Genomic DNA, 25,070 nt, shown 5'->3' on the forward strand with positions numbered 1-25,070 from the left:
TACCGGCCGCCGAACGGCCCGTCCCGAATCGACACTGCGTCATCTCGTCACTGCGGCACCACCGCGCCCGGCACTTGCGCCGTCGTGCCGGCGACGTTGCCGGCGGCGGGCGCACCCTGCGCAACCGGCGTGCCCGGCCAGCCGGACGGCAGCGGCGGAATGCCGGGCGTACCGATGCCGCCGCCACCGCGCGAGCCGTCGTCAACCGATGAGCCGCGATAGATCACAACCGTGTTGCCCTGCGGCACCGCCCGCGGGCCCGTGTCCGTTCTCGCGGCCGGCGAACGCGTCGCGTCGCGAAATGCGCGCGACACGTCGCCGGCCCACACCGGTGGCGTATCGGGCTCCTGTTCGTCGCCGCCTGCGGCCTCGCGGCGCTCGCGCGTGGCGAAGCTGCGCAGCGCGAGCGACAGCGAACCGAGGCGCGTGGCGACCAGCACGACCTGCGCGGTGCGAGGCGCGACCTCGAGCGTGACTGTGCGCGCGCGCACGGGCGCGTCGGCTGCGCTCGCGGGCGCCTTCGCACGCTGAAATTCCGAGCCGACCGCGAGCACGCGCGCGCGGCGCACGACCGTCTCCGCTTCGAACGTACCGGGTGTCGTCGCGGATCCGCCGATCTGCTGCGTGAGCACGACGTCGACGAAGTCGCCGGGCTGGATCAGCCCCGCGTTGCCCGACACGTCGTCGACCGGCACCGAGATCGCGCGCATGCCCGGTTGCAGCGCGGCAGCGAGAAAGTCCGGCGCGCCAGCCGGAATCACGTTTTCCGCGCGAATCGGCGCACCCGCGGCGACGCCGTTGCGCAGCAGCGCCCCCTTCAGGTCCGCGCCCGGCTGGGATTCGAGGAACGCACCGGCCGGCGCCTGCGCGCGCGGCATGCGCTTCCATGCGAGATCGTTGTCGCGCAGCAGCAGCCCTTCCGGGAGGTCGGCCGCCGCGACTCGCACGTTGACGTCGCTGGCCGTGCCAGCTGCCGACGGCGTCGACGCGGCGACATAAACCTGGCGCAGGATGAACGCGCCGATGGCGGCGGCGACGATCAGCACGGCCATTCTCAGCGGTTTGGGCATGGCGGTGCGCGTCCCCCGGCTAGGTAAGCGAAACGACGCGGGGAAATGGCGCCCACACGGCCAGCGCGCCGCCCATCGCGAGCGCGACGCCGTACGGCACGCCGCGCGTCGCGAGCGTGCGGGTTGGCGCGCCGCCGTGACGATGCGCGACGATCGCCAGCGCAACGACGCCGCACGCCGCACCGCTCGCGCCGACGATCGTCAACACCGGAAACGCGAGCGCCGGGCCGGCCCACAGGAACACGGCCGCCGCCAGCTTCACGTCGCCGCCGCCGATCCAGCCCGCGCGATGCAGGACGCCGAACACGGCCAGCATCACCGTTGCGGTCGCAACATGGCCGGCGACGTGTGCGAGGCCGTCGCGCGCCAGCGCCGCCGCGGCGACGTACAGCATCGCGAACGCAAGCACCGTACGATTGGGCAACCGCCGCGCGCGAACGTCCTGCATCGCGAGCGACGCCAGCACGACCGTCGCCGCCGACTGTACGAGATAGAGCATCGGAGAGCCTTTCGTCGGCGCCCCCGTCCCGACACGTCTTAGCGCTGCGAATCCGTGTGTTGGCCGGCGGCGCGCGGGTTCAGGAGATCAGATCAGCCCTGCGACCTTGTTGATCAACGACGTGAATATGCTCTGCAGGCCCGTCGTTCCGCTGAGGTACGTGCCGACCGCCGCAAGCGCCACGACGATGATGCCGGCGAGAACCGCATATTCGAGCGAGCTGACGCCGCGTTCATCGCGCAGCAGGGACTTGACGTATTGCAGCATGACAACCTCCGTGTGACGGGGTCGGTGATCGACCGTTGAATGTAAAGACGCGGCGTTGCTTCGGGTGGCGTGCACTGCGTTTCGCCCATTCATGACTCATGCGGCGGCCCCGACATCGAGCCGTCCACATACCCCGGAATCCATTCGATCGCTGCAACGCGCGACGATCGGCCGCGGCCTCTGCCGGTTCGCTCGCGCGCTTGTTACGACACCGCATCGGCACACTGCGCATCGCGCCGATTCGTCTAGGGTATAGACAATTTTTTCGGCTATTTCAAATTATTTGGCGTCGGAATGTATTTACCGTGCAGCGCCTGCGACAACGAAATTCATGTGCGTTGCTTATTGTTTTTTTCAAAGCAGCGGCGGCCGTTCGTCGAAGTGCGGCGTAAGAATGAAAACGCCGGCGCGAGCATCCGGGAGAAACCTGCAACACCATGATTTTCATGGCGTTTTCGACCACCTCTTCGGGCCCTCCGCAACCCGTTCAGAAAAGGGAACACCCACTCCATTTATCGGTATCGTTTTCTCTTTCCTCCGCACGTCGAGGGAAAATATTGCACATCCCGATCGGCATGTGCGATGCGCACTCCGCGCAGTTTTCGTCATTTCGCAACGGTATCGCTGGCGATTTACCAACCCGAAATGCAGCGATAAGCGCGGTTGAGTCTTCTTTCACGAACGGTTGGTCACCAACGCGCAACATGTCGCGCTTGCCGCGCGGCGCGGCGCGCCGGTACGCCCGCACACGCGTCGTTCACTCGCTTCCGCAGACTTCTCTCCGGTCCTCTGCAGCTTCCGCGAAATTGGCGCATCGTATCGGTTGGTCAACGCCGGCATCCCGCACGCGCGAGGGCGCGGCTCGTTCACGGAGAATCCATGATGTCGATCAATCCCGATACACCCTCTCGTCCGGTGAAGTCGCCGGGCCCCGATCATCCGATCCTGATCGAACCGCACTCGTCGCGCGTCGTCGTGAAGGTGGCGGGCAAGATCGTCGCCGACACGCGGCATGCACTTGTGCTGCGCGAGGCCAGCTACCCGGCCGTGCTGTACGTGCCGCGCGAAGACGCCGACATGTCGCTGCTCCAGCGTACCGGCCACGCGACGTACTGCCCGTACAAGGGCGATTGCGCGTACTACTCGATTCCTGCCGGCGGCGAACGCGCGACCAACGCGGTGTGGACGTACGAGCATCCGCATTCGGCCGTCGAGTCGATTCGCGGGCACCTCGCGTTCTATCCGGACCGCGTCGATTCGATCGACGAGAGCCCGCTCGTCAGCGAGTGAGCACGCCGTCCTGCCGCGTTGCCGTTCCCGTAGCGTCCGGCCGCTGATTTGCATATGCGGATTCATTGGTTGGCCGCCGGCGCGTGCTGCCCTATCGTCTCGGATCCGGCACGCGCCGGCCGCATGCGTTCCCCGGAACCGGCCGCAGCGCGTGCCGGTCGCACGATGCACGCGCGACCCGTGAACCCGCCAGCAGGACGCCTCGATGAACGACACACCGCACGCCCGACTTGAAACGCCCCCGGCGAACCCGCGCCGCCGCCGCTGGCTGCACGGCGCGGCCGCCACCGCTGCGGGGCTCGCGCTCGGCCCGCTCGCGGAGTTGGCTGCGCACGCGCAAGGCAGCGACAAGCGACTGCGGATCGGTTTCCAGAAATACGGCAACTTCGTCGTGCTCAAGGCGCGCGGCACGCTCGAGAAACGGCTCGCAAGCCAGGGCGTAACGGTGCAATGGCTGGAATTCCCGGCTGGTCCGCAGCTGCTCGAGGGGTTGAACGCGGGCGCGATCGACGTCGGCACGGTCGGCGAGACGCCGCCGATTTTCGCGCAGGCCGCCGGCGTCGACTTCGTCTATATCGGCAACGAGCCGCCGGCGCCGCACGGCGAAGCGATCGTCGTGCTGCCCGATTCGCCGATCCGCTCCGTCGCGCAACTGCGCGGCAAGAAGGTCGCGCTGAACAAGGGTTCGAACGTCCACTACCTGCTCGTGAAGGCGCTCGAACACGCGGGCCTCGCGTACACGGACATCCAGCCGATCTACCTGACGCCTGCCGACGCGCGCGCCGCGTTCGTGCAGCGCAGCGTCGACGCGTGGGTGATCTGGGATCCCTATCTCGCGGCCGCCGAACGACAACTCGGAGCACGCGTGATCGCGGACGGCGAAGGACTCGTGCGCAACACGCAGTACTACCTCGCTTCCCGGCAATATGCGGCCGCCCAGCGGCCGGTGCTGCGCGCGTTGCTAGACGAAGTCGATGCGGTCGACCGCTGGGGACGCGACCATGTCCCGGACGTCGCCGCACAGTTGTCGCCGCTCGTCGGCCTCGATGCACCGACGCTTGAAGTCGCGCTCAAACGCACCGGTTACGGCGTGCAGCCGATCACCGATGCGACGCTCGCGTATCAGCAGAACATCGCCGATGCGTTCAGCACGTTGAAGCTGATTCCCGGCAAGGTGACGGTCGCCAACGCGCGCTGACGCGCCGCCGCGCGGCGCGGCGGATCACGGCGCGGGCGCCGCGCCGATCCGCCGCCATTCGTCGTAGTCGATCACGAGCCCTGCATCGTCGACCGCGATATCGGCCGCATACGTGCCGCTCTCGTAGCGATAGACACGTTCGGCCGTGCGTGTATAGCGCTGCTCGCCGCGCACGAGGTCGAACGCCGGAAAGCGCAGCCACGCGGTATGAATGACTGCCGACGCACCGACCGCGAGCCCGAGACGCCGGATCGGCAGCGTGTTGGTCGACGGGCTGAAGCCGAGATCGATGTCGGTCGCGCCCGCCAGTGCCGGCGCATCGGCGCCGTCGATCGTCCAGCGCCCCGCTTCGCATTCGAATTGGAACTCGCGCGGCGGTTGCGCGTCGCGCCAGTGCGTGACGCGCACCGAGCGCGTCAACCAGTCCGCACCGCACGCAATCGCATAGTCGACGCGAAACGGCGTGCCGCCGATCGCGCCCGCGACCGAGCCCGACAGGTCGATGCCCGCGCGCGTTTCGGCGAGCCGGCACCATTCGGCACCCTGCCACGTCTGCACGATCTGCCACGCGACGCAGCGCGTGCGCGCGGCATCGTCCGTTTGGGATTCGGTCATGTCGGCCGTGTCACCACGCGCTGCGATAGATCGCCAATGCGTCGGCTTCGGTCACGTCGCGCGGATTGTTCACGAGCAGACGCGTCTGCAGCATCGCATCCGACGCCATCCTCGGCAGGTCGCCCTCGCCGATCCCGACTTCACGCAACGTGCGCGGAATGCCCGTCGCGACGATCAGCCGATCGATCTCGTCGATCAGTGCGCGGGTGCGCGCTTCGTCGCTGCCCGTCGCGGCCGGCGCGACGACCGCCGCGAGCTCCGCATACAGCGATGCGGCCGCCGGCGCGTTGAAGCGCAGCACGTGCGGCAGCACGAGCGCATTAGACAGCCCGTGCGGCACGTGGAAAATGCCGCCGACCGGATAAGCGAGCGCATGCACGGCCGCGACCGGTGCGTTCGCGAACGCCTGACCCGCGAACATCGCGCCGACCAGCATCGCTTCGCGCGCGTGCCGATCGTTGCCGTCGTCGCAGGCTTTCAGCAGATTGCGCGACAGCAGCGTCAATGCGTGCACGGCCAGCATGTCGGACACCGGATTCTTCAGCCGCGACGACGTATAGGCCTCGATCGCGTGCACCATCGCGTCGATACCCGTCGCGGCCGTGGCCGCACGCGGCAAGCCGAGCGTCAGCTCGGCGTCGAGGATCGCAACGTCCGCGAACAGGTGCGGCGACACGACGCCCATCTTGCGCGCTTCGCCGACCGTGACGATCGCCACGGCCGTCACTTCGGAGCCGGTGCCGGCCGTGGTCGGCATCTGCACGAGCGGCAGCCGCGACGTCGTCACCTTGTCGACGCCGTACATGTCCGCGAGCGGCTGCCGGCCCGGCGCAAGCACCGCGATCAGCTTCGCGACGTCCATCGACGAACCGCCGCCGAGCCCGAGCACGATCTCCGCATCGGCCGCCACCGCCCGCGCGGTCGCTTCGAGCACGACGTGCTCGGGCGGATCGGCGATCACGTCGTCGATCACGGTCACGTGCCAGCCGTGGTCCGCCAGGCTCGCGAGCGCGGGCGCGAGCACGCCGCTGCGATGCAGGAACGCATCGGTGACGACGCACATCCGCGCGAGCGCCGGAAAGCGCTCGCGCAACAGCGCGCCGAGCCGGCGCGCGGCGCCGAATTCGACGATCTGCGTCGGAACGGTACGGAACTGAAACGGGTTCATCGGGCGCCTCCCGGTGGCGTCGCCGTGCCGGTGTCCGGCTGCACCATGTAGCACGTCACGTCGCGGCGATCGAGCAACGGAATGATCGCGCCGACGCCGATCCGCTGGAAATGCGGCGTTTCCCGATGCACGTCGAGGCCGTCCGCGCTGCGGTAGCGCTCGAGGATCACGATGTGATCGGGCTCGACCGGCGACCGGAAGTACGCGTAATCGATGTTCTTCGGCTCCGCGCGCGTGGCCGTCGCGAGTTCCGCGAGCAGTTCCACCACGCGGTCGCCGTTGCCGGGTTTCGCAAAGAAATGCGCGATGACCTGCAGATAAGGCTCGTTCATGCTGCACTCCATATTCGCCGGCGGCTCGCTGCGGCGAACCGTCATTCCAAGATGCGCGGTCGCTGGTCGATTCCGCTCATCGCACATGGCGGCCGGATGCGCGATACCGCGCGGACGCCTCGACGTCGCATTGTATTGAATCGGCGCAGCGCACGCAGCGCGCCGTCACGCATGCGAAGGCGACGCTCCGCGCGACGGATTCCCGTCGAAGCCGAGCGGACGCCGGTGCGGCGCCGGCTCCGGCGTCACGCGGTCTCGCCGCGACGCTTACCAGGGCACCGTGCGTCCAAGGTAGTCGAGGTATTCGAGCCCCGCGCGCCGCTGCTTGTCGATCAGCACGTTCACGAGGCTCGGCACGCTTTCGTCGATCGTCAATCGCGCATCGGGGCCGCCGAGTTCCGTGCGGACCCAGCCAGGCGCCATCAGCACCAGCGCGCGCCGCGTCGCGGCCTGACGCGCGGCGAAGCTGCGCATGAACTGGTTCAGCGCGGCCTTGCTGCCGCGGTAGACCTCGCGCATCCCGGTCACGTTGTTCGCGACGCTGCCTTGCCCCGATGACATCGCGCCGATCAGCCCGTCGTCGGGCACGAGATCGTGCAGCACCTCGATCGTGCGCATCGGCGCGAGCGCATTGGTAATCATCACGCGCACGAATTCGTCGGTCGCGACTTCGCCGATCGTCTGGTTCGGATCGTTGGTCGTGCCCGCATTCACGAACAGCATGTCGAAGCGCCGGCCCGCCAAACGTGCACGCAACGCGGACAATTGCACGGGTTCGCAGATATCCAGCGTATCGATGTCGAGCCGTCCGTCGGCCCGCTCGGCCAGCTCGTGCAGCTTCGTGCGGCCCGATCCCGCGCGAACCGTGCCTGTCACGTGCCAGCCCTTGTTCAGGAATTGCTCGGCCATCGCGAGCCCGAGCCCGCGCGACGCCGCGACGAGCAGGATGGATCGCGCGCCCGTGTCGGATACAGTCGATTGCATGATGTCTGCCTTTGCCGAAGTCCGTGATCCAGCCACTATAGGAATGCGTCGTCAGATGCACCAGACGCATGACAGTCAATCGATAGTTGCATCGGACGCCCTGTCACATCGTGCGATGCCTTATGCTGTCCGGATGGACGACATCGACCTGAACCTCGTCACCGCGCTCGACGCGCTGCTGACCGAAGCCAGCGTGACCGCTGCGGCGCGCCGGCTCGGACTGAGCACGTCGGCAATGAGCCGCACGCTCGCCCGGCTGCGCGCCGCCACCGGCGATCAACTGCTCGTGCGGGCGGGACGCCGGCTCGTCCCGACGCCGCATGCGGCGGCCTTGCGCGATCGCGTGCATGCGGTCGCAGCCGATGCACGCGCGGTGCTGCGACCCGCAACCGCCGGCATCGACATGGCGACGCTGTCGTCGACGTTCACGATCCGCGCCGGGGCGTCGTTCATGGACATGCTCGCCGCCCCGGTGGTCGCCGCAATCGGCGACATCGCCCCCGGCGTGCGCGTGCGTTTCGTCGCCAAGCCCGACCGCGACCCCGCGCCGCTGCGCGACGGCACGGTCGACCTGGAAATCGGCAAGCGCGGCGACGACGCGCCGGAGCTGCACACGCGCGAGCTGTTTCACGACCGGCACGTCGCGGTGGCGCGCGCCGGGCATCCGCTGTTCTCGTCGGGCAGCGGCACGGGCAAGGTCACGCGCGCCCGCTATGCGGGCTGCCGCCACGTGATCGCGGCACAGCTCGGCGATTTCGGCGGGCCGGCGGACGATCCGGCTGGCCCGCTCGCGCCATCGCACGCGGTGCACGTCGTCGTGCCGGGCTATCCCGATGCGATGCGCGTCGCAGCGGGCACGGACCTCATTGCGCTCGTGCCGCGCTCGAGCCTCGGCAACGCGTTCACGCCCGGCGTCGCGGACGCGCTGGGCCTGCGCAGCTTCGAGATACCCATCCCGTTGCCGGAGATCCTCGTGTCCGCGCTATGGCATCCGCGCATGCACGGCGACGCGGCGCATCGCCGGCTGCGCGATGCCGTGATCGACGTGTGCAAGCGCGCATATCCGGAGGCCCGCCCGCGCTGACGAGCGGGCACGGCGCGCACGCCCGGCCATCCTGATCGGGCACCGTTATCCCGAATCCCGGCGTTTGCAGCCGGCGCGGGCGCCAGCGGGCCCTTCGGCTAAAATGCCGCACTTTCCACCTTGTCCGGCCCGCTCGCCATGCAACCCGCTTCCCCTGCCCGATCCGTGTCCCAAGCCGACACCGATCCGTCGCACGACCTCGTCTACGGCCCGAACGACCGGCCCGCGCCGATGGTGGCCTTCGTCGCCGCGCTCCAGCACCTGCTGGCGATCATCGTGCCGATCGTCACGCCGGGTCTGCTGATCTGCCAGGCGCTCGGCGTGTCGAGCCGCGATACGACCCTGATCGTGTCGATGTCGCTGGTGATTTCCGGCATCGCGACCTTCGTGCAATGCAAGCGCTTCGGCCCGCTCGGCGCCGGCCTGCTGATCGTCCAGGGCACGAGCTTCAACTTCGTCGGCCCGCTGATCGCCGGCGGCAGCCTGATGGTCAAGCAAGGCACGCCGGTCGAAACGGTGATGGCGGCGATCTTCGGCGTCGTGATCGCCGGTTCGTTCGTCGAGATGGGCGTATCGCGCATCCTGCCGTTCGTGAAGCGCCTGATCACGCCGCTCGTCACCGGGATCGTGGTGCTGCTGATCGGCCTCACGCTGATCAAGGTCGGCCTCGTCAGCATGGGCGGCGGCTTCGGCGCGATGGCGAACGGCACGTTCGCGAGCGCGCAGAACCTGACGCTGTCTTGCCTCGTGCTCGGCACGATCATCCTGCTGAATCGCGTGCCGATCGTGTGGGTGCGCAGCACGGCGCTCGTGATCGCGCTGGCGATCGGGTATGCGGCGGCCGCGATGCTCGGCCGCCTCGACTTTACCGGCATGCATCAGGCCGCGCTGTTCCAGATTCCGACGCCGCTGCACTTCGGGATCGGCTTCTCGTGGTCGCTGTTCGTGCCGATGCTGATCATCTACCTCGTCACGTCGCTCGAAGCGATCGGCGACGTCACCGCCACCAGCAAGATCTCGAAGGAGCCGGTCGAAGGGCCGGTGTGGATGCGGCGGATCAAGGGCGGCGTGCTCGTGAACGGCGCGAACTCGCTGCTGGCCGGCGTGTTCAACACGTTCCCGAGCTCCGTGTTCGCGCAGAACAACGGCGTGATCCAGATCACCGGCGTCGCGAGCCGCTACGTCGGCATCTGGATCGCCGGCATGCTCGTCGTGCTCGGGCTGTTCCCGGTCGTCGCGGGCGCGCTGCAGGCCGTGCCGGAGCCGGTGCTCGGCGGCGCGGCGATGGTGATGTTCGGCGCTGTGGCCGCATCCGGCATCAACATCCTGTCGGGCATCCACCTCGACCGCCGCGCGCTGCTGATCATTGCGGTGTCGCTCGCGCTGGGTCTCGGCGTGTCGCAGGTGCCGGACATCCTGAACAGCCTGCCGCATGCGCTGAAGAACGTGCTCGAATCGGGCGTCGCAACGGGCGGCATCTGCGCGCTGGTGATGAACTGGTTCCTGCCGGAACAGAATTAATCGCGGGCGTTGCGCGACGACGTCGCGCGATCGACGCACCGCGATGCCCGGCTCTGGCCCCGACAGATCGGCTTGGCCGGGCGCCCGACACTCGCTAGAATCGGTTCATGCCTCAAATCCTTTCGCCCAAGACGCTGGAAACCGGCACCGTTTCGATCAAGGAACGGGCGACCGTCGTCTGCTTTCGCGACGAACAGGTGCTGCTGGTCGCGCGCGCATCGTCGCGCTGGGCGCTGCCGGGCGGCACGATCAAGCGCAGCGAAACGCCGCTCGACGCCGCACACCGCGAACTGGAAGAGGAAACCGGCATCACCGGCCAGGCCCTCGTCTACTCGATGCATTTCACCGGGCTTGCGAAAGTTCATCACGTGTTCTTCGCCGAAGTCGGCCCCGATCACACGCCGCAGGCAAGCAACGAGATCGACAAGTGCAAGTGGTTTCGAATCGACAGCGTCGAGAAACTGCGCGCGAGCATCCCGACGAAACGCATCGTCGAGCTCGTGTACGAGCATGAAGTCCTCAAGTAGGTAGACGCCCCACCCCCAACGGCCCGCATGAGCCGATATCATGCGCCCACGGTCCGTCGTCGCGTTCCCTTTCGAGCGAGCTGCAGATGAACAGTGCGTACACCTACCGCGGATACACGATCGATGTCCGCTGCGAATTCCGGCTCGCCCCGCCGCGCGACCACGCGCCGCCACCCGACGCGCTGCGCTTCGGGTTCGTCGCGGTCGTGCAGGTACGCACGGCCGGCAGCGCGCCGCGCCTGCTCACGCCGGTCCGCCTCGCGGACGACGGCGGCCGCCTGTTCGACGACACGCTCCACGCGTTGCGCGCCGGCCGCGCGGCTGGCGAAATCATCGTCGACGATCTGTTGATCGATGCGGGGCCGCCGGACGGGCGAACGCATTCATGACGCGTCGGCCGGACTGCGGCGGACTGCGGATCGGCGGTGCGCGCGCTCAGTACACGCGTTTGCGTCGCAGTTCGTGCGCCGAATAGACGGCGAGGAAGATGCCCAGCATCGCGATGCCGGATGCCATGAATTCGTTTGCGGTTCCCGCACTGTGCAGCGCCTTCGGGAACATGCCGAGACTCAGTCCAGCGGCAGCCAGCAGTACGCCGGCCGCCACACCCCATACCGGTACGGTGGTCTTTTCGATTGTGTTTTTCATACAGCATCCGTCTACAGTCATTGCCTGAACGGTGGCGGCGCATTACGCCGTCGCTATCGTTCACGTTTGGACTATAGCGACGAAACAATTCGCGCGAATTTGGTGCTTTTACCGATCAAGTTTTTGCAGGTCGTGATCGGGCGTACTCGGCCGCGTCATAAAAGCGGCACGGTCATCGCGCAGATTCGATCGCCGCGCGCCGCAATCGAGCGGCGCCGCCGCGGCGCGGCCGTCGTGAGCGGCGCGATCTCCGGCTACGTCGCGCCGATCGAAGCCGGCGGGACTGTGTACGCCGAACAAGGCGGCAAGAAAGGGGGTATCGCATTGCTCGCCGCGGCGAGCGTGGTCGGCGCGCTCGGCGGGTGCGTCGCCTATGTTGCGGGCCCGCCGGTCGTCGTCGCACCGCAAGGCGGGCCGGGGAACGGGTTCTGCCCGCCCGGGCAGGCAAAGAAAGGCAATTGCTGATTGACCGAGGGCCCGCGTGATGCGGGCCTTCCATCGTCGGCCATCCGGCCACGACGCATGACGGACCCGATTCGCTACCGGCCGACGGTGATGCAGCTTCCAGGTTGAGCCGCAACGTCGCAACCGGTTGCCGACGGCGACACCTTGGCCGCCCGGCACACGCATTGCTCGTCGATCCCCGATATCACGACCGGGGGATTCGGATGGCGACGGTGGACCAGCGACTGCGCGATCTGCGCCGGACGATGCGCGAGCGCTTCGGGATCGCGCGCCTGCGCGACGGACAAGAGGACATCATCCGCAGCGTATTGGCACGGCGCGACACGCTTGCGACGATGCCTTCCGGGGCGGGCAAGTCGCTGTGCTACCAGTTGCCGGCCCTGCATCTGAACGGCATGACGCTCGTCGTGTCGCCGCTGATTTCTTTGATGAAGGATCAAGCCGACAAGCTGCAGGCGCTCGGCATCGACTGCGTGTTGCTGAATAGCACGCTCGGGCGTCAGGACGAGCGATCGGCATTGCAAGCGTTGCGCGACGGCCGCCCGCGCATCGTGTTCGTGACGCCGGAACGCCTCGCGCAGCCCGCGTTCGTCGACGTCCTCGCCGGTCGCACGCAGCCGCGCGTGGAACTCGTCGTCGTGGACGAAGCGCACTGCGTGTCGAAGTGGGGGCACGATTTCCGGCCGGCATTTCTCGATATCGCGCACGCGGTAGAGACGATGGGCGGCCCGCCGGTCCTTGCGCTCACCGCCACCGCGACGCCGGAAGTCGTCGAAGACATCGTGCACGCATTGCGACTGCGCGACCCCGCGATCGTGCGCACGGGTACGTACCGGCCCAACTTGCGCTACCGCGTGATTCATACGGGCGCCGGACACGGACGCCGCGAAGCCGCACGCGCGCTCGAACTCAAGCAACGGCGGCTGCTCGATCTGACCAGCGAACTGCAAGGCCCGGGCATCGTCTATGTCGCGACCGTGCGCGAGGTTCAACGCGTATGGGCGTGGCTGGCGGCGAGCGGAGAAAGCGTCGCCCGCTACCACGGACGGCTGGCGGCCCGGGAACGCCGCGACGAGCAGGACCGCTTCATGAACGGCGACGCGCGCCTGATCGTCGCCACGAACGCGTTCGGCATGGGCATCGACAAGCCGGACGTGCGCTTCGTCATTCACTACCAGATCCCCGGCAATCTGGACGCGTATTACCAGGAAACGGGGCGCGCGGGGCGCGATGGAGAAAATGCCGATTGCGTGCTGCTGTTCGATCTCAACGATCGCCGCATTCAGCAGTTCTTCCTTGCAGGAAAGTATCCCGACGCCGAACTGGCGTTGCAGGTGTTCGACGCCATTGCGGCAGCGTCAGGCGGCGACGCGCAGTGCGAACCCGCACCGCCGTCCGCTGTACCCGGCGGCACTGCCGTGCCCGCGAAAGCGCTGGCGGAACGGCTGACGGATGTTCCGTCCGCCAAGCTCGATGTGGCGCTCGCGATGTTGATCGACGCACGTATCGTTCAGCGCGATCGTCGGCATTGCTACCGGTTGCGCAAGGGCGCGGCGCACGCGCCATTGCGCGCAGCGGTTCCGGCTGCCGCTCAGCAGTTCGTGCGGATGCGCGAGCGGGACCGCGACGCATTGCAGCAGATGATCGATTACGCGCAAAGCGCGCGCTGCCGCTGGCGGCTGATGCTCGAGTACTACGAAGAAGACACGAAGATGGAGCGCTGCGGCACGTGCGACAACTGCCTCCATCCGCCGCATGTCGAGCCGCTGCCCGACGTGCATTCGCCCGCGGCGATCGCGCGCCGCCGTACCGGACAGCTTGCCGAGCGAAAGCGCGGATGGATCCGTGGAGAAAAGGCGCGTGTCGCGCGTTTCGGTGTGGGCGAAGTCGTCATGTCGACCGACGAGCAGGTCGCGATCCTGTTTCCCGACGGAAACGTGCGCACCTTCATCGCGGATCGCGTGCGACACGTGCGCGATGGCGAGCCGCGAAATCGCGATGCATAGTGCACGTTGCGATCGCCGCAACGTCAATCCGGACGACGATGGTTGAACCGGCCCGACGACTTCGCGACGGCAAAAGACGCGAGCGCCCGCCCGCGCCCGCGTCGCGCCCCGCCGCGATACGCGTTCAACCGAGCCGATAAACGTGCGTGACGGTCCTGCGGAACAACGCGTCGCGCTCGTCCGGGCTGGCGTGCGCCGTCAGCCGCTTGAACGCATTCCAGCCGTTCACGAACGAATACGAGCCCTTGTCGACCGGGAAATTGCTCTCGAACATGCAGCGCTCGGGTCCGAACGCCTCGATGCACGTGAGCATCCACGGCTTCCACGCTGCAGCGAGCTCTTCTGACGACGGCGGGCGCGCGCCCTTCTCGAAATCGAAGCCGTTGATCCGCATGCCGAGACCGCCGACCTTCACGAATACGTTCGGCAGCCGCGCCAGTTCGCGCATCGACGTCGACCATTGTTCGAAGACTTCCGGGCGCTTGTCCGCATAGCTCGCGATCCGAACCACGCCGCCGCAGTGATTGACGACGATCCGCGTATCGGGATTCGCCTTCGCCAGATCGAACAGCTCGGGCAATTGCGGAAAGAACAGCCACGCATCGTACGACAACCCGAGCGGCGCGAGCTGGGCAACGCCGGCCCGGTACGCGGGATCGAGCAACAACCCGCGCGGCACCGCCGACAACGGGTTGGCGAGCGATGGATCGGCGTCCCACGTCGTCAGGTGTCGAACGCCGCGGAAGCGGCCACGACCGGCGTCGATATGCGCTTCGAGCACATCGCGCACGCGCTGTCCGAGCCGCAGGTCCGCATGCCCGACGATGCCTTTCGCGACGGCCGGACTGCTGCGCTGCAGCGGCTCGGTTACGCCGGCGACGTAAGCCGTCTCACCGACCGGTTTCAGTTCGACCGGCCCCGCCTCCCGATAGCGCGTCAACGCCTGCATGTACACGGATGCCTGGATGTTGTGGCCGGACCGCGCATCCTGCAGATAGTCGTCGAGCATGTAGATCCATCCCGGCCGCTCGTAGAAGTGGTGATGCGCGTCGACGATCGGCAGCGTAGGTTCGAGCGCAGGTTCGAGCGCCGAGGCCAGCCAGTCGTTGCGCACCGCGAGATAGTTGCTTTGCGTCGTCATGCGGGAAACTCCGTTTTCAGCCGGTGTGCGCGTGTCGGCCCATGCAGGCAGCGCGAGCGATGCGGCGGCCGCGCCGAGCAGGCGGCGCCGTTTGAGCGAAAGCGTCATGTCATTCACTCCGGTCGAATGCGTACAGCGACAGCGTCAGCAGCGTCGTGATCGCCAGCACGATCGCGAGGCCGAGCATCCCGGCCGTGAAGGTGCCGAAGCTGTCCTTCAGGTAACCGACCAGATACGGTCCCGCGAATCCGCCGAGCGCGCCGATCGAATTGATCAGTGCGAGCCCCCCGGCCGCCGCCTGGCCGGACAGGAAACGCGACGGCAGCGTATAGAAGATCGTGCGTCCGGCAATCGTGCCGATCAGCGCGAGCGTGATGCCGGCGAGCGCAGGGCCGAGCGTCAGGAAATGCGTCGACACGCCGAGCGCCACCGCGCCGATGGCCAGGCCGATCGCGAGGTTCGCAATCGGGCCGCCGCGCCGATCCACCCGCTTCGCCCACCGCAGCAGCGCGACAGTGGCGAAGAAGTACGGCACCGCCGACAGCCAGCCGGTCTGCATCGTCGACATCCCGTGCGCCTTCAGCATCTGCGGCAGCCAGATGCCGATGCCGTACGACCCCATCGTGAAGCCGAACGAGATCAGCGCGAGCACGTACACGCGCACGTCGCGCAGGGCGACGCCGAAGCGCTTCTTGCGGCCGGCCGCGGCACCTTCGCGCTCGAACGCGCGCTGCAGCGCGGCGCGCTCGTCACCCGACAGCCACGCAGCCGTTGCCGGCGAATCGGACAGCAGCTTCAGTACGAGAAAGCCGAGCGCGCATGCGGGCAACCCTTCGACGATGAACATCCACTTCCATCCCGCGAGCCCGAGCACGCCGTCGAGCTGCAGCAGCCACGTCGACAGCGGCCCGCCGATCAGCGACGACAGCGGCGTCGACACGGTGAACCACGCGAGCACGCGCGTGCGGTAACTGGCCGGAAACCACACCGCGAGGAAAAAGATCACGCCCGGAAAAAACCCTGCCTCGCCGATGCCGAGCAGCATCCGGATCGCGTAGAAACTGGTCGGTCCCGTCGCGAGCGCGGTCGCCGCCGCCATCAAGCCCCATGTGATCATGATCCGCGCGAGCCAGCGCCGCGCGCCGAAGCGGTACAACGCGAGATTGCTCGGCACTTCGAACACGCAATAGCCGGCGAACATGATCCCCGCGCCCCAGCCGAACTGCGTGGCGGTCAAGCCGAGATCGCGATTCATCGTCAGCGCCGCGAATCCGACGCTCGTGCGGTCGAGATAGTTGAAGAAATACGCGAGCGCGAGCAGTGGAATGAAGCGCCATGCGGCCTTGCGCACGGCCCGTTGCTCGATCGACGCGTCGGTCTCGCGATCGGCGGCAAGCGCCGGGGAAGCGGATGTCATGGTTGTCTCCGTGGATGCGCATTCCGCGCCCGCGCGGACGCGCGGCCGGGATGCGTTGTTCGTTCGGTGGATCGCAGCGGCGCTATGCGCTCGCCACTTCGTTCGGCGACGGCCGGTCAACCGGCTCGCCTCGCACGCCCGGCCGCTCCGGCGGCCGGCCGTCCGCACCGCGCTCGCACGGCCCCGCGACGACGCCGGCTTCGATCAGCGCCCATGCGTCGTCCCGCGTATAGCCGAGTTCGCCCAACAGCGCGCAGGTGTCCTGACCGAGCGCGGGCGGCGCCGAGCGCAGCCGCAGGCGCTCGCCGGCGAGCGTGAGCGGCAGCAGCGCGGTGCGCGTGTCGACGGGCCGGCCGGCGCTGCTCGCGTCGGCCGGCAGCGTCACGGCTTCGAGGCCGCCCGTTGCGAGCAGATGCGGATCGTCGAACAAGTCCTGCGGCTTCGTGATCGGCGCATACGGCAGCCCGATCGATTCGAAGATCGCGCCGATCTCGTCGGCCGAATGCGCGGCGAGCCGTGCGCGCAACTCGGGCAGCAGCCACTCGCGCGCCTGCACGCGCAGGTTGTTGGTCGCAAGACGTGCATCGTCCTTCAACGCGGTGAAGCCGAATGCATCGCAGAACAGCGCCCACTGCGTGTCCGACACGACTGCGAGGAAGATCTGTTCGCCGTCCTTCACCGAAAACACGTCGTACACGGCCCATGCGGAGATCCGGCTCGGCATCGGCGACGCGGCCTGCCCCGTCACCGCGAACTGCATCATGTGCTGCGCGACGAGGAACACGTTGTTCTCGAACAGCGCACTCTGCACCTGCTGACCCTGGCCGGTGCGTTCGCGCTGCGCGAGCGCGGCCATCGCGCCGATCGCGCCGAACATTCCGCCCATGATGTCGTTGACGCTCGCCCCAGCCCGCAGCGGCCGGCCTTCCGGGCCGGTCATATACGCGAGGCCGCCCATCATCTGCACGACTTCGTCGAGTGCGGTGCGATGTTCGTACGGTCCCGGCAGAAAGCCCTTGTGCGATACGTACACCAGACGCGGATTCATCGACGACAGCGCCGGATAACCGAGGCCGAGCCGCTCCATCGTGCCGCTCTTGAAGTTCTCGCTGAACACGTCGGCCGTCGCAACGAGCCGCCGCACGATCTCGAGCCCGCGCGGATCCTTCACGTCGACCGCCACGCTCTTCTTGTTGCGGTTGAACATCCCGAAGAAGCCCGCGCCGGACCCGCGCAGCGCGCGCGTGCTGTCGCCCGCGATCGGTTCGATCTTGATGACTTCGGCGCCCAGATCCGCGAGCAGCATCCCGCAGGTTGGGCCCATCACCATGTGGGTCATCTCGATTACACGCACGCCTTCGTATGGCAGCGGCGAAGCCGGTTGACGATCGTTCATTGCACGACTCCTGCTACGCAGCCTTCCGGCTGGACCGCGGTCGGCGCGCGGCCGTCCGCATAACGGAAACCCTTCGGCAACCCGGCGTCCGCCACGTGGCCGTACAGCGCCTCGGCCGGCAACGCCGCATGCAGGATCGCGCGCGCGGCGAGCAACGCGTCGACGTCGATGCCCGTGTCGTATCCCATCGCCTCCAGCAGGAACACGAGATCCTCGGTCACGATGTTGCCGGTCGCGCCAGGCGCATACGGGCAGCCGCCCAGGCCGGCCTGGCTCGCGTCGATCGTCGTCACGCCGGCGTCGAGTGCGGCGACCACGTTGGCGAGCCCCTGCCCGCGCGTGTTGTGGAAGTGCGCGCCGCCGGCCTTGTCGCCCACCTCGCGCCGCAGCCGCGTGAACAGCCGGCGCACCTGCACCGGGTTCGCGTAGCCGCTGGTATCGGACAGGCCGATCTCGTCAACGCCGCATTCGGCCATCGCGACGGCCATCGCGATCGTCTCGTCGTCCGACACCGCGCCGGCGAGCGTGCAGCCGAACGCCACCGACACGCCCGCCTCGATCTGCACCGACGGAAAACTCGCATCGCGCAGCGCGACGATCGCGCGCACCTCGTCGATCATCTGCGCGGGGGTCTTGCGGATATTCGCGAGCGAGTGCGCGTCGGTCACCGATACGGGCAACGTCAGCTTGTGCACGCCTGCGTCGAACGCACTTTCGGCGCCCCGCAGGTTCGGCGCGAGTGCGGCGACGTGCAACCCGGGAATCCCCAGCGCATGAGCGACGACTTCCCGCACGTCCGCCATCTGCGGCAGCAGTCGCGCGGGCACGAACGACCCGACCTCGATCTCGCGCAGCCCGGCCGCGGCAAGCGCCGAGATCCATTGCAGTTTGTCGGCCGTCGGCATCACGGCCTTGATGCTCTGCAGGCCGTCGCGCGGCCCGACTTCGCTGACCAGCACCTTCGGACTTTCGGAAATACACATTGGGCGCCTCACTGTTCCATCTGAAAGAACGTCATTCTGTTTGATGGAACTTTAGGGGCGCAGAAGGGCACTCGGAAGCGGGGTATACCCGTGAAATCGCGATTTTTTGGAACTTGCGTTCTGTCAGACAGAACGATATAGTCAGGCGATCGTCAACCCAAGGAACTGCCTGCCGTGCCTTCGCCTTCGCCCTCGACTCCCGCCGATCACACCGACGAAGTGGCCGATTCGTCGACCGAAGCCTCGAGCGGCGTCGCCGTCCTCGATCGCGCGTTCGCGATCCTGCGTGCATTCGGGCAAACCGACGACCGGCTGTCGCTCGCGGAGCTGTCGCGCCGCACCGGGCTCTACAAGAGCACGATCCTGCGGCTGCTCGCCGCGCTGGAGCACGGCGGGTTCATGCGCAAACTCGACGACGGCCAGTACGCGGTCGGGCATGAGCCGTTGCGGCTCGCCGCGCTGTACCAGCGCTCGTTTCGCGTCGGCCCGGTCGTCGAACCGTTGCTCGAGACGCTGAGCCGCGAACTCGGCGAGACGGCATCGTTCTACGTGCGCCACGGCGATATGCGCTCGGTGCTGTATCGCGTCGAACCGACGCGCACGGTGCGGGTGTCGATCCGGGTCGGCGAGGAATTTCCGGTTCACCAGGGCGCGTCCGGGAAAGTGCTGCTCGCATTCACCGACCCGCACGATGCGCGGTGGGACGACGTGCGCGAACGGTTGTGGGCCGCGTCGTACGGTGAACGCGACCCGGAAACCGCATCGGCGTCGGTGCCGGTGTTCGGCGCGGCAGGCGATTGCGTCGGCGCGCTGACGGTATCCGGTCCGAAATCGCGGCTTGCCGCGGTGCCGGCGATGGCCGCGGCGCTTGCGCTGTTGTTGCCGCTCGCGCAGAAGGCGACCGTCGCGCTCGGCGGCGCAGGCGCCCGCTACGACGCGCCGGCCGTGCGCGACAGTCTCGCGCGATTCGCTTCGGCGGCGGACGACGCCGCATAGTCGTGCGCGCGGGGCGGCATGCCCGTTGCCGCCGCATCAGAACATCGTATGCACACCGATTCGTGCAACGGCCTGGCTTGCCGAACTGGACGCGCCGTTCGGATCGAGCACGCCGTTGATCTGCGCATTCGCGCCGCTGTTCGCGCGTTGATAGTCGGCGGACACATACACCATCGTCCGCTTCGACAACAGGTACTGCAGCGCGACGCTGACCTGATGCGCGTGATTGTCGTTTACGGCTTCATTGCCCTTCATGTACATATACTTGGCGCCCAGAAACACGTCCGGGCGAATGCGCCAGACCCCGCCCGCTTCGGCCATCCACACGCCGGCATCGTTGAATGAGTTGTGGACGGTGGTCAGCAACGCCTTCGCGGTCACCGCGCCAAAGTCGTAGTGCATCCCGACGCCCCAGTTGCGCACGCTGGTCGCCGGCGTCCCGGGCGCCGTGCCGTACTTCTCGTTCGTATAGGCCGCGCCGATGCCGAGTGCGCCGACTTCGTAGTTCAATCCGGCACTGACGGCATTGTTCGCACCGACCGATCCGGCCACGCCGCCGAACGCATACATGACGCCGCCGGAAAACCCGCCAATCGTCGGCGAACTGTATTTGACGGAATTGGCCACCGGCTTGCTGCCCGCCGTGCGATCCCAGTCGAACGCGCCGGTCGGATTGTTCGGCAGCGCAAGCCGCTGAAACGGCCCGTTCCTGAACCCGTACAGCCCCGTGATGTCCATCGAAATCGCGTTGCCCTTCGCGAACAGCGAATCGACCATGAAGTCGTACTGATTCCCGAGCCGGACGCTGCCGAACCGGTCGCTCTCGATGCCCACGTACGCGTTACGCGCGAAGATGCCTGCGCCGACGATGCTGCCGTTCGCCATCGAGAACTGGTTCACGAGCGCGAACGTCGCGCGATATCCGCCGCCGAGATCTTCGGTGCCGCGAAGGCCGAACAGGTTTGGCGTAAAGATGCCGTCGTCGAACTTGACGTTCTTCCCGCCACCCTCGTTGCTGACATACGAAACACCGCTGTCGATCAGACCGAACAGGGTCACGCTGCTTTGCGCATACGCGCCCGGCGCGATGGCGAGCATCGCGAATACGCCAAACCCGAGTTTCATTGTGTCTCCGTCTTTTTTGGAAATTTGAGCGAGCGTCCGCTGCTTAAAGGGGAATCGCCCGATACTCGTTGAAACAACACGCTCTCCAGCCCCGATCAGGTCCGATTCAGCGCGGAACATCAAAATTTATTTCGCAATACTGATTCATGGAAGCCGAGAAGATCACGCCGATTTCCCGTTTCACCCAGCTCGCCGCGCTACCCGGGCGACCGATTCAGGCGCGTCGGCAAATCACCCACGCGGCCGAATCGACTTCGACCGCCACAGCTTCAAGCCCTGCACCCGAACAGGGCCCGTCGATACACACGCCATCGTCGAACCGGAACAGTGCGCTGTGATGCGCGCACATCAGCACCTGCGACCGATAGCACGAAACGTTGCCCGGCTCGAAATCGAGCGGTACGGAAAAGTGCGGGCAGCGGTTCACATACGCCCACACCTGCTCCCCGCGCCGCACGACGATCACCGGCCGGCCGATGCACGCTTCGTCGACGACCCGCGCCCCACCGTCGGGCACATCGGAGAAGCGGCAGAGTCGCGCCGCGCCCATGCTCACGCTCTCCGCTCGGGATTACCGAGGCTCCAGTCCCACGGACGCACCTCGACCCGCGAGAACAGCCCTTCCTTCACATAGGGATCGTTGCCAACGAACCGCATCACCGCATCGATGTCGTCCGCCTCGATCACGAGCAGCGTGCCGTTCATCGCATCGCCGTGCGGATCGAGCGTCGGGCCGCCGAGCCGTACATACACGCCATGCTGAGCCGCCGAGCGCAGATAGCTGCGATGGGTGGAACGCACGCGGTCGCGCACGTCGTGCATCCCCGGCTGGTCCGTCGCGAGCACCGCAAAGAATCGGGCCATGTCGGTCAACTCCGGTCGAGCACGAAGTCGTACGTCGCTTCGCGGTACGCGCCGCTGAGTCCGAACCGGCGCGCCAGCTCATCGCCGGCCTCGCGCGGACGGTATGCGACCATCAGCGACGGCTTCACGCCGAACACCGCATCCGATTCCAGGTATTCGTCCGCCTCGTCAAACAGATGCGTAACGAGCGTCCGATGGCCCGGCGCGTCGATCATGAAATGCAGATGCGCGGGCCGCCACGGGTGCCGTCCGGTCGCGTCGAGCATCTTCCCGACGGGGCCGTCGCTCGGGATCGGATAGCTGACCGGCAGAATCGTCGTGATCGCGTAACGTCCGTCGGCATCCGTCCGGTAACGGCCGCGCAGGTTGCCGTGCGGTTGCGCGCTGTCCTGTCCGGAATACATGCCGTTGTCGGCGGTCTGCCAGACGTCGAGCACGGCGCCCGGCACCGGCGCACCGTCGGTCGTCAGCACGCGGCCATGCACGAGCGCCGGCGTGCCTGGCGTGAACGCCATGTTCTCGCCATACGCGCGGTCGGGCATCCCTTCGATGTAGAACGGGCCGAACACCGTCGTTTCCGTCGCGCCGGTCGCAAAACGATGGTTGATCGCATCGACCAGCATCGACACGCCGAGCGTGTCCGACAGCAGAATGAACTCCTGGCGCACGACGTCGTCGCACATCTGCCCGGTTTCGGTCAGGAAGCGAATCGCGGCCATCCATTCGGCTTCGGTCAGCTCCGTCTCGCGAACGAACGCATGCAGGTGCCGCACGAGGCTTTGCATCAGCACGCGCAAGCGCGGGTTCGGCGTACCGTCGAAGCTCGCGACGACCTGCTCGGTCAGCCGCGTATCGCCGTCATCATGATCATTCGTCACGTTCGTCTCCTTCAATGCAGGCCGCTCACTGCGGCTCGCGCCCTTCCCACGCGCGCTGAAGCAATGCGCGAATCGGCGCGCGTTCCACCGGCCGCGGGTTCGCATACGGATTCCGGCATGCGAGGTCGGCGGCTTCGTCGAGGCCCGCTTCCGGCATCCCGAGGTCGGCAAGCGCCGCCTGCAAGCCAAGCTGCCGGTTCAGCGCGAACAACAGTCGGCCGGCTTCTGCCGCGTCGCTACCGCCCAGCGCCCGCGCAACACGTAGCAGCGCATCGGGCGCCGCCGCATGGTTGTAGTGCGCGGTATGCGGCAACATCGCGGCGTGCGTCTGCGCATGCGGCAAGTTGAACGTGCCGCCGAGCGTATGACACAGCTTGTGATGCAACGCCATGCCGACGGCGCCGAGGCACGTGCCGGCAAGCCATGCGCCATAAAGCGCGCGGCTGCGCATCTCGCGATCGTCGGGCGTGCGCACGATCGCAGGCAATGCTTCGCCGAGGGCCCGGATCGATTCCTCCGCCATCAGGCTGATCACCGGGTTCGCATCTTGCGCGTAGAGCGCTTCGACCGCGTGCGCGATCGCATTGACGCCGGACGCGGCCGAGATGGCCGGCGGCAGCGACAGCGTCAGCGAAGGGTCGTACAGCACCGTGCGCGGCAGCACGCGGGCGTCGCGCCCGGTGCGCTTAAGCCGGCCTTCCGTGAGCCCGTAGATCGGCGTCATCTCCGAGCCCGCGTACGTGGTCGGCACGGCGACGATCGGCAGCGACGATTCGAGCGCGATCGCCTTGCCAAGCCCGATCGTCGAGCCGCCGCCGATCGCGATGCAGCAGTCCGCACCCAGGTCGGCCGCCATCTCGCGCGCCGCACGTGCGACTTCGACCGGCACGTGCATCACGGCCTGCGCACACACGCCGGCCGCACGTTCGCCGAGCACGTCGCTGACGCGCGCCGCGAGCGGTTGCTGCTCCGGCGTCGACAGGATCAACGCACGCTGCGCACCGAGCGCGCTCAGTTCGTCGGGCAGCCGTTCGAGCGCACCCCATTCGAACACGACGCGCGAAGGCGTTCCCTGGTAGACGAAGCGCTCCATTGCGGCCTCAGCGCTTGAAGTGCGGCGGCACGTTGCCGTCGACATTGACCCACACCGAGCGCGCTTCCGTATAGTCGTGCATCGCCTCGAACCCCATCTCGCGGCCGTAGCCCGACTTGCCAATGCCGCCGAACGGGCTGCCCGGGTTCACGCGCTTGTAGCAGTTGATCCAGCACATGCCCGCGTCGATTTGCGACGCCATCCGGTGCGCGCGGGACAGGTCCCTGGTCCACAAGCCGCTGCCGAGCCCGTATTCGGTCGCGTTGGCGATGGACAGCGCCTCGTCGTCGCTGCCGAAGCGCAGCACGGTGACGAACGGCCCGAACACTTCCTCCTGTGCGATGCGGTCGGCCGCGCTCTTCGCTTCGATGACGGTCGGGCGCACGTAGTAGCCGTTCGCGAGCGCGGAATCCTGCGGTGCGCTGCCGCCGGCGAGCACGCGGCCGCCCTGCTCGCGCGCGACGTCGACGAACGACAGCACGCGCTCGAGATGCTGTTTCGACGTGAGCGGCCCCATCTCGGTGTCCGGGTCCAGCGGATTGCCGACGCGGATCGACGCAGCGAGCGACACGAAGCGCTCGAGGAATTCATCCGCGATACGTTCGTGCAATACGAGACGCGAACCCGCGATGCAGGCCTGCCCCTGGTTGTGGAAGATCGCCCATGCGGCGCCGTTGATGGCCGCATCGAGATTCGCATCGTCGAACACGATGTTCGCGCCCTTGCCGCCGAGTTCCAGCTGCACGCGCTTCAGATTGCCTTGCGACGCATCGACGATCCGGCGGCCCGTCGCGGTCGAACCGGTAAACGCGATCTTGCCCACACCCGGGTGTTCGGCAAGCCGCTGGCCGGCGGTGTGTCCATAGCCGGGAACGATATTGACGACGCCCTCAGGGAATCCGACCTCGGCCATCAGCTCGACGATCCGCAGCGTCGACAGCGGCGTGATCTCCGACGGTTTCAGCACGACCGTGTTGCCGGCGGCGAGGGCCGGGCCCATCTTCCAGCTGGTAAACATCAGCGGAAAATTCCACGGCACGATCTGGCCGACGACGCCGATCGGCGCACGCTGCACATAGTTGAGGAAGCCGGTTTCGACCGGTATCACCGAGCCTTGCAGCTTGTCGGCCATCCCGCCGAAGTAGCGGAAGCAGCCGGCCGTGCGCGGCACGTCGAGCGCGCGCGAATCGCGGATCGGATGGCCGGTGTCCAGCGATTCGAGTTGTGCGAGTTCCTCGGCATTGGCTTCGATCGCATCGGCGAGACGCAACAGCAGCCGGCCGCGATCGGCCGCCGGCAGCGCCGACCATTTCGGAAACGCGCGGGTCGCCGCATCGACAGCGAGGTCCACGTCGGCGGCGGTGGCGGCGGCGATCTGCGCGATCAGCGAGCCGTCGTGCGGGTTGAGCACGTCGATCGTGCCGCGGTCGACGGCGTCGACAAAGCGCCCGTCGATGAAGAGTTGGGTTTGCATGAATCGTCCTCGATTTTTCGCGCGAGCGT

At 67.3% G+C, this 25,070-nt stretch carries 27 protein-coding genes; 9 read left to right on the forward strand and 18 right to left on the reverse strand.

The window, feature by feature from the left end; genetic code table 11:
* Nucleotides 1-47: 47 nt before the first annotated feature.
* The 3 genes from cpaB to KDW55_RS20610 form a co-directional block, all read right to left on the reverse strand.
* Entirely contained in the window at nt 48-1,070 is a 1,023-nt protein-coding gene (gene cpaB, locus KDW55_RS20600) for a Flp pilus assembly protein CpaB (protein WP_212160976.1), read from the reverse strand.
* Between the two features lie 19 nt (nt 1,071-1,089).
* Nucleotides 1,090-1,569 carry an A24 family peptidase gene (locus KDW55_RS20605; RefSeq protein ID WP_212160975.1) on the reverse strand — a complete coding sequence of 160 codons (480 nt, stop codon included), beginning with the start codon at nt 1,567-1,569 and terminating at the stop codon, nt 1,090-1,092.
* A gap of 87 nt (nt 1,570-1,656) precedes the next feature.
* A complete protein-coding gene (locus tag KDW55_RS20610) occupies nt 1,657-1,836 on the reverse strand; it encodes a Flp family type IVb pilin (protein ID WP_040139526.1) in 180 nt (59 codons plus the stop codon).
* Nucleotides 1,837-2,718: 882 nt separating this feature from the next.
* Here KDW55_RS20610 and KDW55_RS20615 point away from each other — a divergent pair.
* On the forward strand, nt 2,719-3,126 hold the full coding sequence (locus KDW55_RS20615) for a DUF427 domain-containing protein (RefSeq protein WP_069243501.1): 408 nt from the start codon (nt 2,719-2,721) through the stop codon (nt 3,124-3,126).
* A 205-nt stretch (nt 3,127-3,331) separates the two neighbouring features.
* Nucleotides 3,332-4,324: a sulfonate ABC transporter substrate-binding protein gene (locus KDW55_RS20620; RefSeq protein ID WP_059546566.1), complete on the forward strand. Its 993-nt coding sequence runs from the start codon at nt 3,332-3,334 to the stop codon at nt 4,322-4,324.
* Nucleotides 4,325-4,348: 24 nt separating this feature from the next.
* Here KDW55_RS20620 and KDW55_RS20625 read toward each other — a convergent pair whose 3' ends face one another.
* The 4 genes from KDW55_RS20625 to KDW55_RS20640 form a co-directional block, all read right to left on the reverse strand.
* On the reverse strand, nt 4,349-4,939 hold the full coding sequence (locus KDW55_RS20625; RefSeq protein WP_040139523.1) for a putative glycolipid-binding domain-containing protein: 591 nt from the start codon (nt 4,937-4,939) through the stop codon (nt 4,349-4,351).
* A gap of 10 nt (nt 4,940-4,949) precedes the next feature.
* Nucleotides 4,950-6,107 carry an iron-containing alcohol dehydrogenase gene (locus KDW55_RS20630; RefSeq protein WP_069242798.1) on the reverse strand — a complete coding sequence of 386 codons (1,158 nt, stop codon included), beginning with the start codon at nt 6,105-6,107 and terminating at the stop codon, nt 4,950-4,952.
* Nucleotides 6,104-6,439, reverse strand: a complete 336-nt coding sequence (locus KDW55_RS20635) for a putative quinol monooxygenase (protein ID WP_040141051.1) — start codon at nt 6,437-6,439, stop codon at nt 6,104-6,106. The genes KDW55_RS20630 and KDW55_RS20635 overlap by 4 nt, the downstream gene beginning before the upstream one ends.
* Nucleotides 6,440-6,706: 267 nt before the next feature.
* Nucleotides 6,707-7,423, reverse strand: coding sequence for an SDR family NAD(P)-dependent oxidoreductase (locus KDW55_RS20640; RefSeq protein ID WP_212160973.1), 717 nt, complete (start codon nt 7,421-7,423; stop codon nt 6,707-6,709).
* A gap of 133 nt (nt 7,424-7,556) precedes the next feature.
* On the opposite strand from KDW55_RS20640, the gene KDW55_RS20645 reads away from it, so the two are divergent.
* The 4 genes from KDW55_RS20645 (at nt 7,557) to KDW55_RS20660 (ending at nt 10,944) form a co-directional block, all read left to right on the forward strand.
* A complete protein-coding gene (locus tag KDW55_RS20645) occupies nt 7,557-8,507 on the forward strand; it encodes a LysR family transcriptional regulator (protein WP_069242796.1) in 951 nt (316 codons plus the stop codon).
* A 138-nt stretch (nt 8,508-8,645) separates the two neighbouring features.
* The gene (locus tag KDW55_RS20650; RefSeq protein ID WP_212160972.1) at nt 8,646-10,028 is read left to right on the forward strand and encodes a nucleobase:cation symporter-2 family protein; all 1,383 of its coding nucleotides are present in this window, start codon (nt 8,646-8,648) and stop codon (nt 10,026-10,028) included.
* Nucleotides 10,029-10,135: 107 nt separating this feature from the next.
* Nucleotides 10,136-10,555, forward strand: a complete 420-nt coding sequence (locus tag KDW55_RS20655; protein ID WP_069242795.1) for an NUDIX hydrolase — start codon at nt 10,136-10,138, stop codon at nt 10,553-10,555.
* Between the two features lie 86 nt (nt 10,556-10,641).
* Nucleotides 10,642-10,944, forward strand: coding sequence for a hypothetical protein (locus KDW55_RS20660; protein WP_040139517.1), 303 nt, complete (start codon nt 10,642-10,644; stop codon nt 10,942-10,944).
* A gap of 46 nt (nt 10,945-10,990) precedes the next feature.
* Here KDW55_RS20660 and KDW55_RS20665 read toward each other — a convergent pair whose 3' ends face one another.
* On the reverse strand, nt 10,991-11,203 hold the full coding sequence (locus KDW55_RS20665; protein ID WP_040139516.1) for a hypothetical protein: 213 nt from the start codon (nt 11,201-11,203) through the stop codon (nt 10,991-10,993).
* Nucleotides 11,204-11,437: 234 nt separating this feature from the next.
* On the opposite strand from KDW55_RS20665, the gene KDW55_RS20670 reads away from it, so the two are divergent.
* Together KDW55_RS20670 and KDW55_RS20675 are read left to right on the forward strand one after the other, a co-directional pair.
* Nucleotides 11,438-11,668, forward strand: coding sequence for a hypothetical protein (locus KDW55_RS20670; RefSeq protein ID WP_249174018.1), 231 nt, complete (start codon nt 11,438-11,440; stop codon nt 11,666-11,668).
* Between the two features lie 203 nt (nt 11,669-11,871).
* The gene (locus KDW55_RS20675) at nt 11,872-13,674 is read left to right on the forward strand and encodes an ATP-dependent DNA helicase RecQ (protein ID WP_040139515.1); all 1,803 of its coding nucleotides are present in this window, start codon (nt 11,872-11,874) and stop codon (nt 13,672-13,674) included.
* Nucleotides 13,675-13,798: 124 nt separating this feature from the next.
* Here KDW55_RS20675 and KDW55_RS20680 read toward each other — a convergent pair whose 3' ends face one another.
* The 4 genes from KDW55_RS20680 to KDW55_RS20695 form a co-directional block, all read right to left on the reverse strand.
* Entirely contained in the window at nt 13,799-14,923 is a 1,125-nt protein-coding gene (locus tag KDW55_RS20680; RefSeq protein ID WP_212160971.1) for an amidohydrolase family protein, read from the reverse strand.
* Between the two features lies 1 nt (nt 14,924).
* The gene (locus tag KDW55_RS20685) at nt 14,925-16,232 is read right to left on the reverse strand and encodes an MFS transporter (RefSeq protein WP_212198025.1); all 1,308 of its coding nucleotides are present in this window, start codon (nt 16,230-16,232) and stop codon (nt 14,925-14,927) included.
* 82 nt (nt 16,233-16,314) lie between these two features.
* Complete coding sequence (locus KDW55_RS20690; RefSeq protein ID WP_040139512.1) at nt 16,315-17,628, reverse strand: CaiB/BaiF CoA-transferase family protein; 1,314 nt, start codon at nt 17,626-17,628, stop codon at nt 16,315-16,317.
* Nucleotides 17,625-18,611 (reverse strand): hydroxymethylglutaryl-CoA lyase, encoded by a 987-nt coding sequence (locus KDW55_RS20695; RefSeq protein ID WP_212160968.1) that lies wholly within the window; start codon nt 18,609-18,611, stop codon nt 17,625-17,627. The genes KDW55_RS20690 and KDW55_RS20695 overlap by 4 nt, the downstream gene beginning before the upstream one ends.
* Before the next feature lie 174 nt (nt 18,612-18,785).
* On the opposite strand from KDW55_RS20695, the gene KDW55_RS20700 reads away from it, so the two are divergent.
* Complete coding sequence (locus tag KDW55_RS20700; RefSeq protein WP_040139510.1) at nt 18,786-19,607, forward strand: IclR family transcriptional regulator; 822 nt, start codon at nt 18,786-18,788, stop codon at nt 19,605-19,607.
* A gap of 36 nt (nt 19,608-19,643) precedes the next feature.
* On the opposite strand, the gene KDW55_RS20705 is transcribed toward KDW55_RS20700, so the two are convergent.
* The 6 genes from KDW55_RS20705 to KDW55_RS20730 form a co-directional block, all read right to left on the reverse strand.
* The gene (locus KDW55_RS20705) at nt 19,644-20,732 is read right to left on the reverse strand and encodes a porin (RefSeq protein WP_040139509.1); all 1,089 of its coding nucleotides are present in this window, start codon (nt 20,730-20,732) and stop codon (nt 19,644-19,646) included.
* Between the two features lie 214 nt (nt 20,733-20,946).
* A complete protein-coding gene (locus KDW55_RS20710; protein ID WP_040139508.1) occupies nt 20,947-21,282 on the reverse strand; it encodes a Rieske 2Fe-2S domain-containing protein in 336 nt (111 codons plus the stop codon).
* A 2-nt stretch (nt 21,283-21,284) separates the two neighbouring features.
* Nucleotides 21,285-21,596: a YciI family protein gene (locus KDW55_RS20715; RefSeq protein ID WP_040139507.1), complete on the reverse strand. Its 312-nt coding sequence runs from the start codon at nt 21,594-21,596 to the stop codon at nt 21,285-21,287.
* Between the two features lie 5 nt (nt 21,597-21,601).
* Complete coding sequence (locus tag KDW55_RS20720) at nt 21,602-22,474, reverse strand: intradiol ring-cleavage dioxygenase (protein WP_040141047.1); 873 nt, start codon at nt 22,472-22,474, stop codon at nt 21,602-21,604.
* A 25-nt stretch (nt 22,475-22,499) separates the two neighbouring features.
* Nucleotides 22,500-23,567, reverse strand: coding sequence for a maleylacetate reductase (locus KDW55_RS20725; protein WP_212160967.1), 1,068 nt, complete (start codon nt 23,565-23,567; stop codon nt 22,500-22,502).
* A gap of 7 nt (nt 23,568-23,574) precedes the next feature.
* Nucleotides 23,575-25,041 (reverse strand): aldehyde dehydrogenase family protein, encoded by a 1,467-nt coding sequence (locus KDW55_RS20730; protein WP_209825600.1) that lies wholly within the window; start codon nt 25,039-25,041, stop codon nt 23,575-23,577.
* Nucleotides 25,042-25,070: the final 29 nt, after the last annotated feature.

This window comes from Burkholderia sp. AU19243 (assembly GCF_018148075.1).
Lineage (GTDB): Bacteria > Pseudomonadota > Gammaproteobacteria > Burkholderiales > Burkholderiaceae > Burkholderia > Burkholderia latens_A.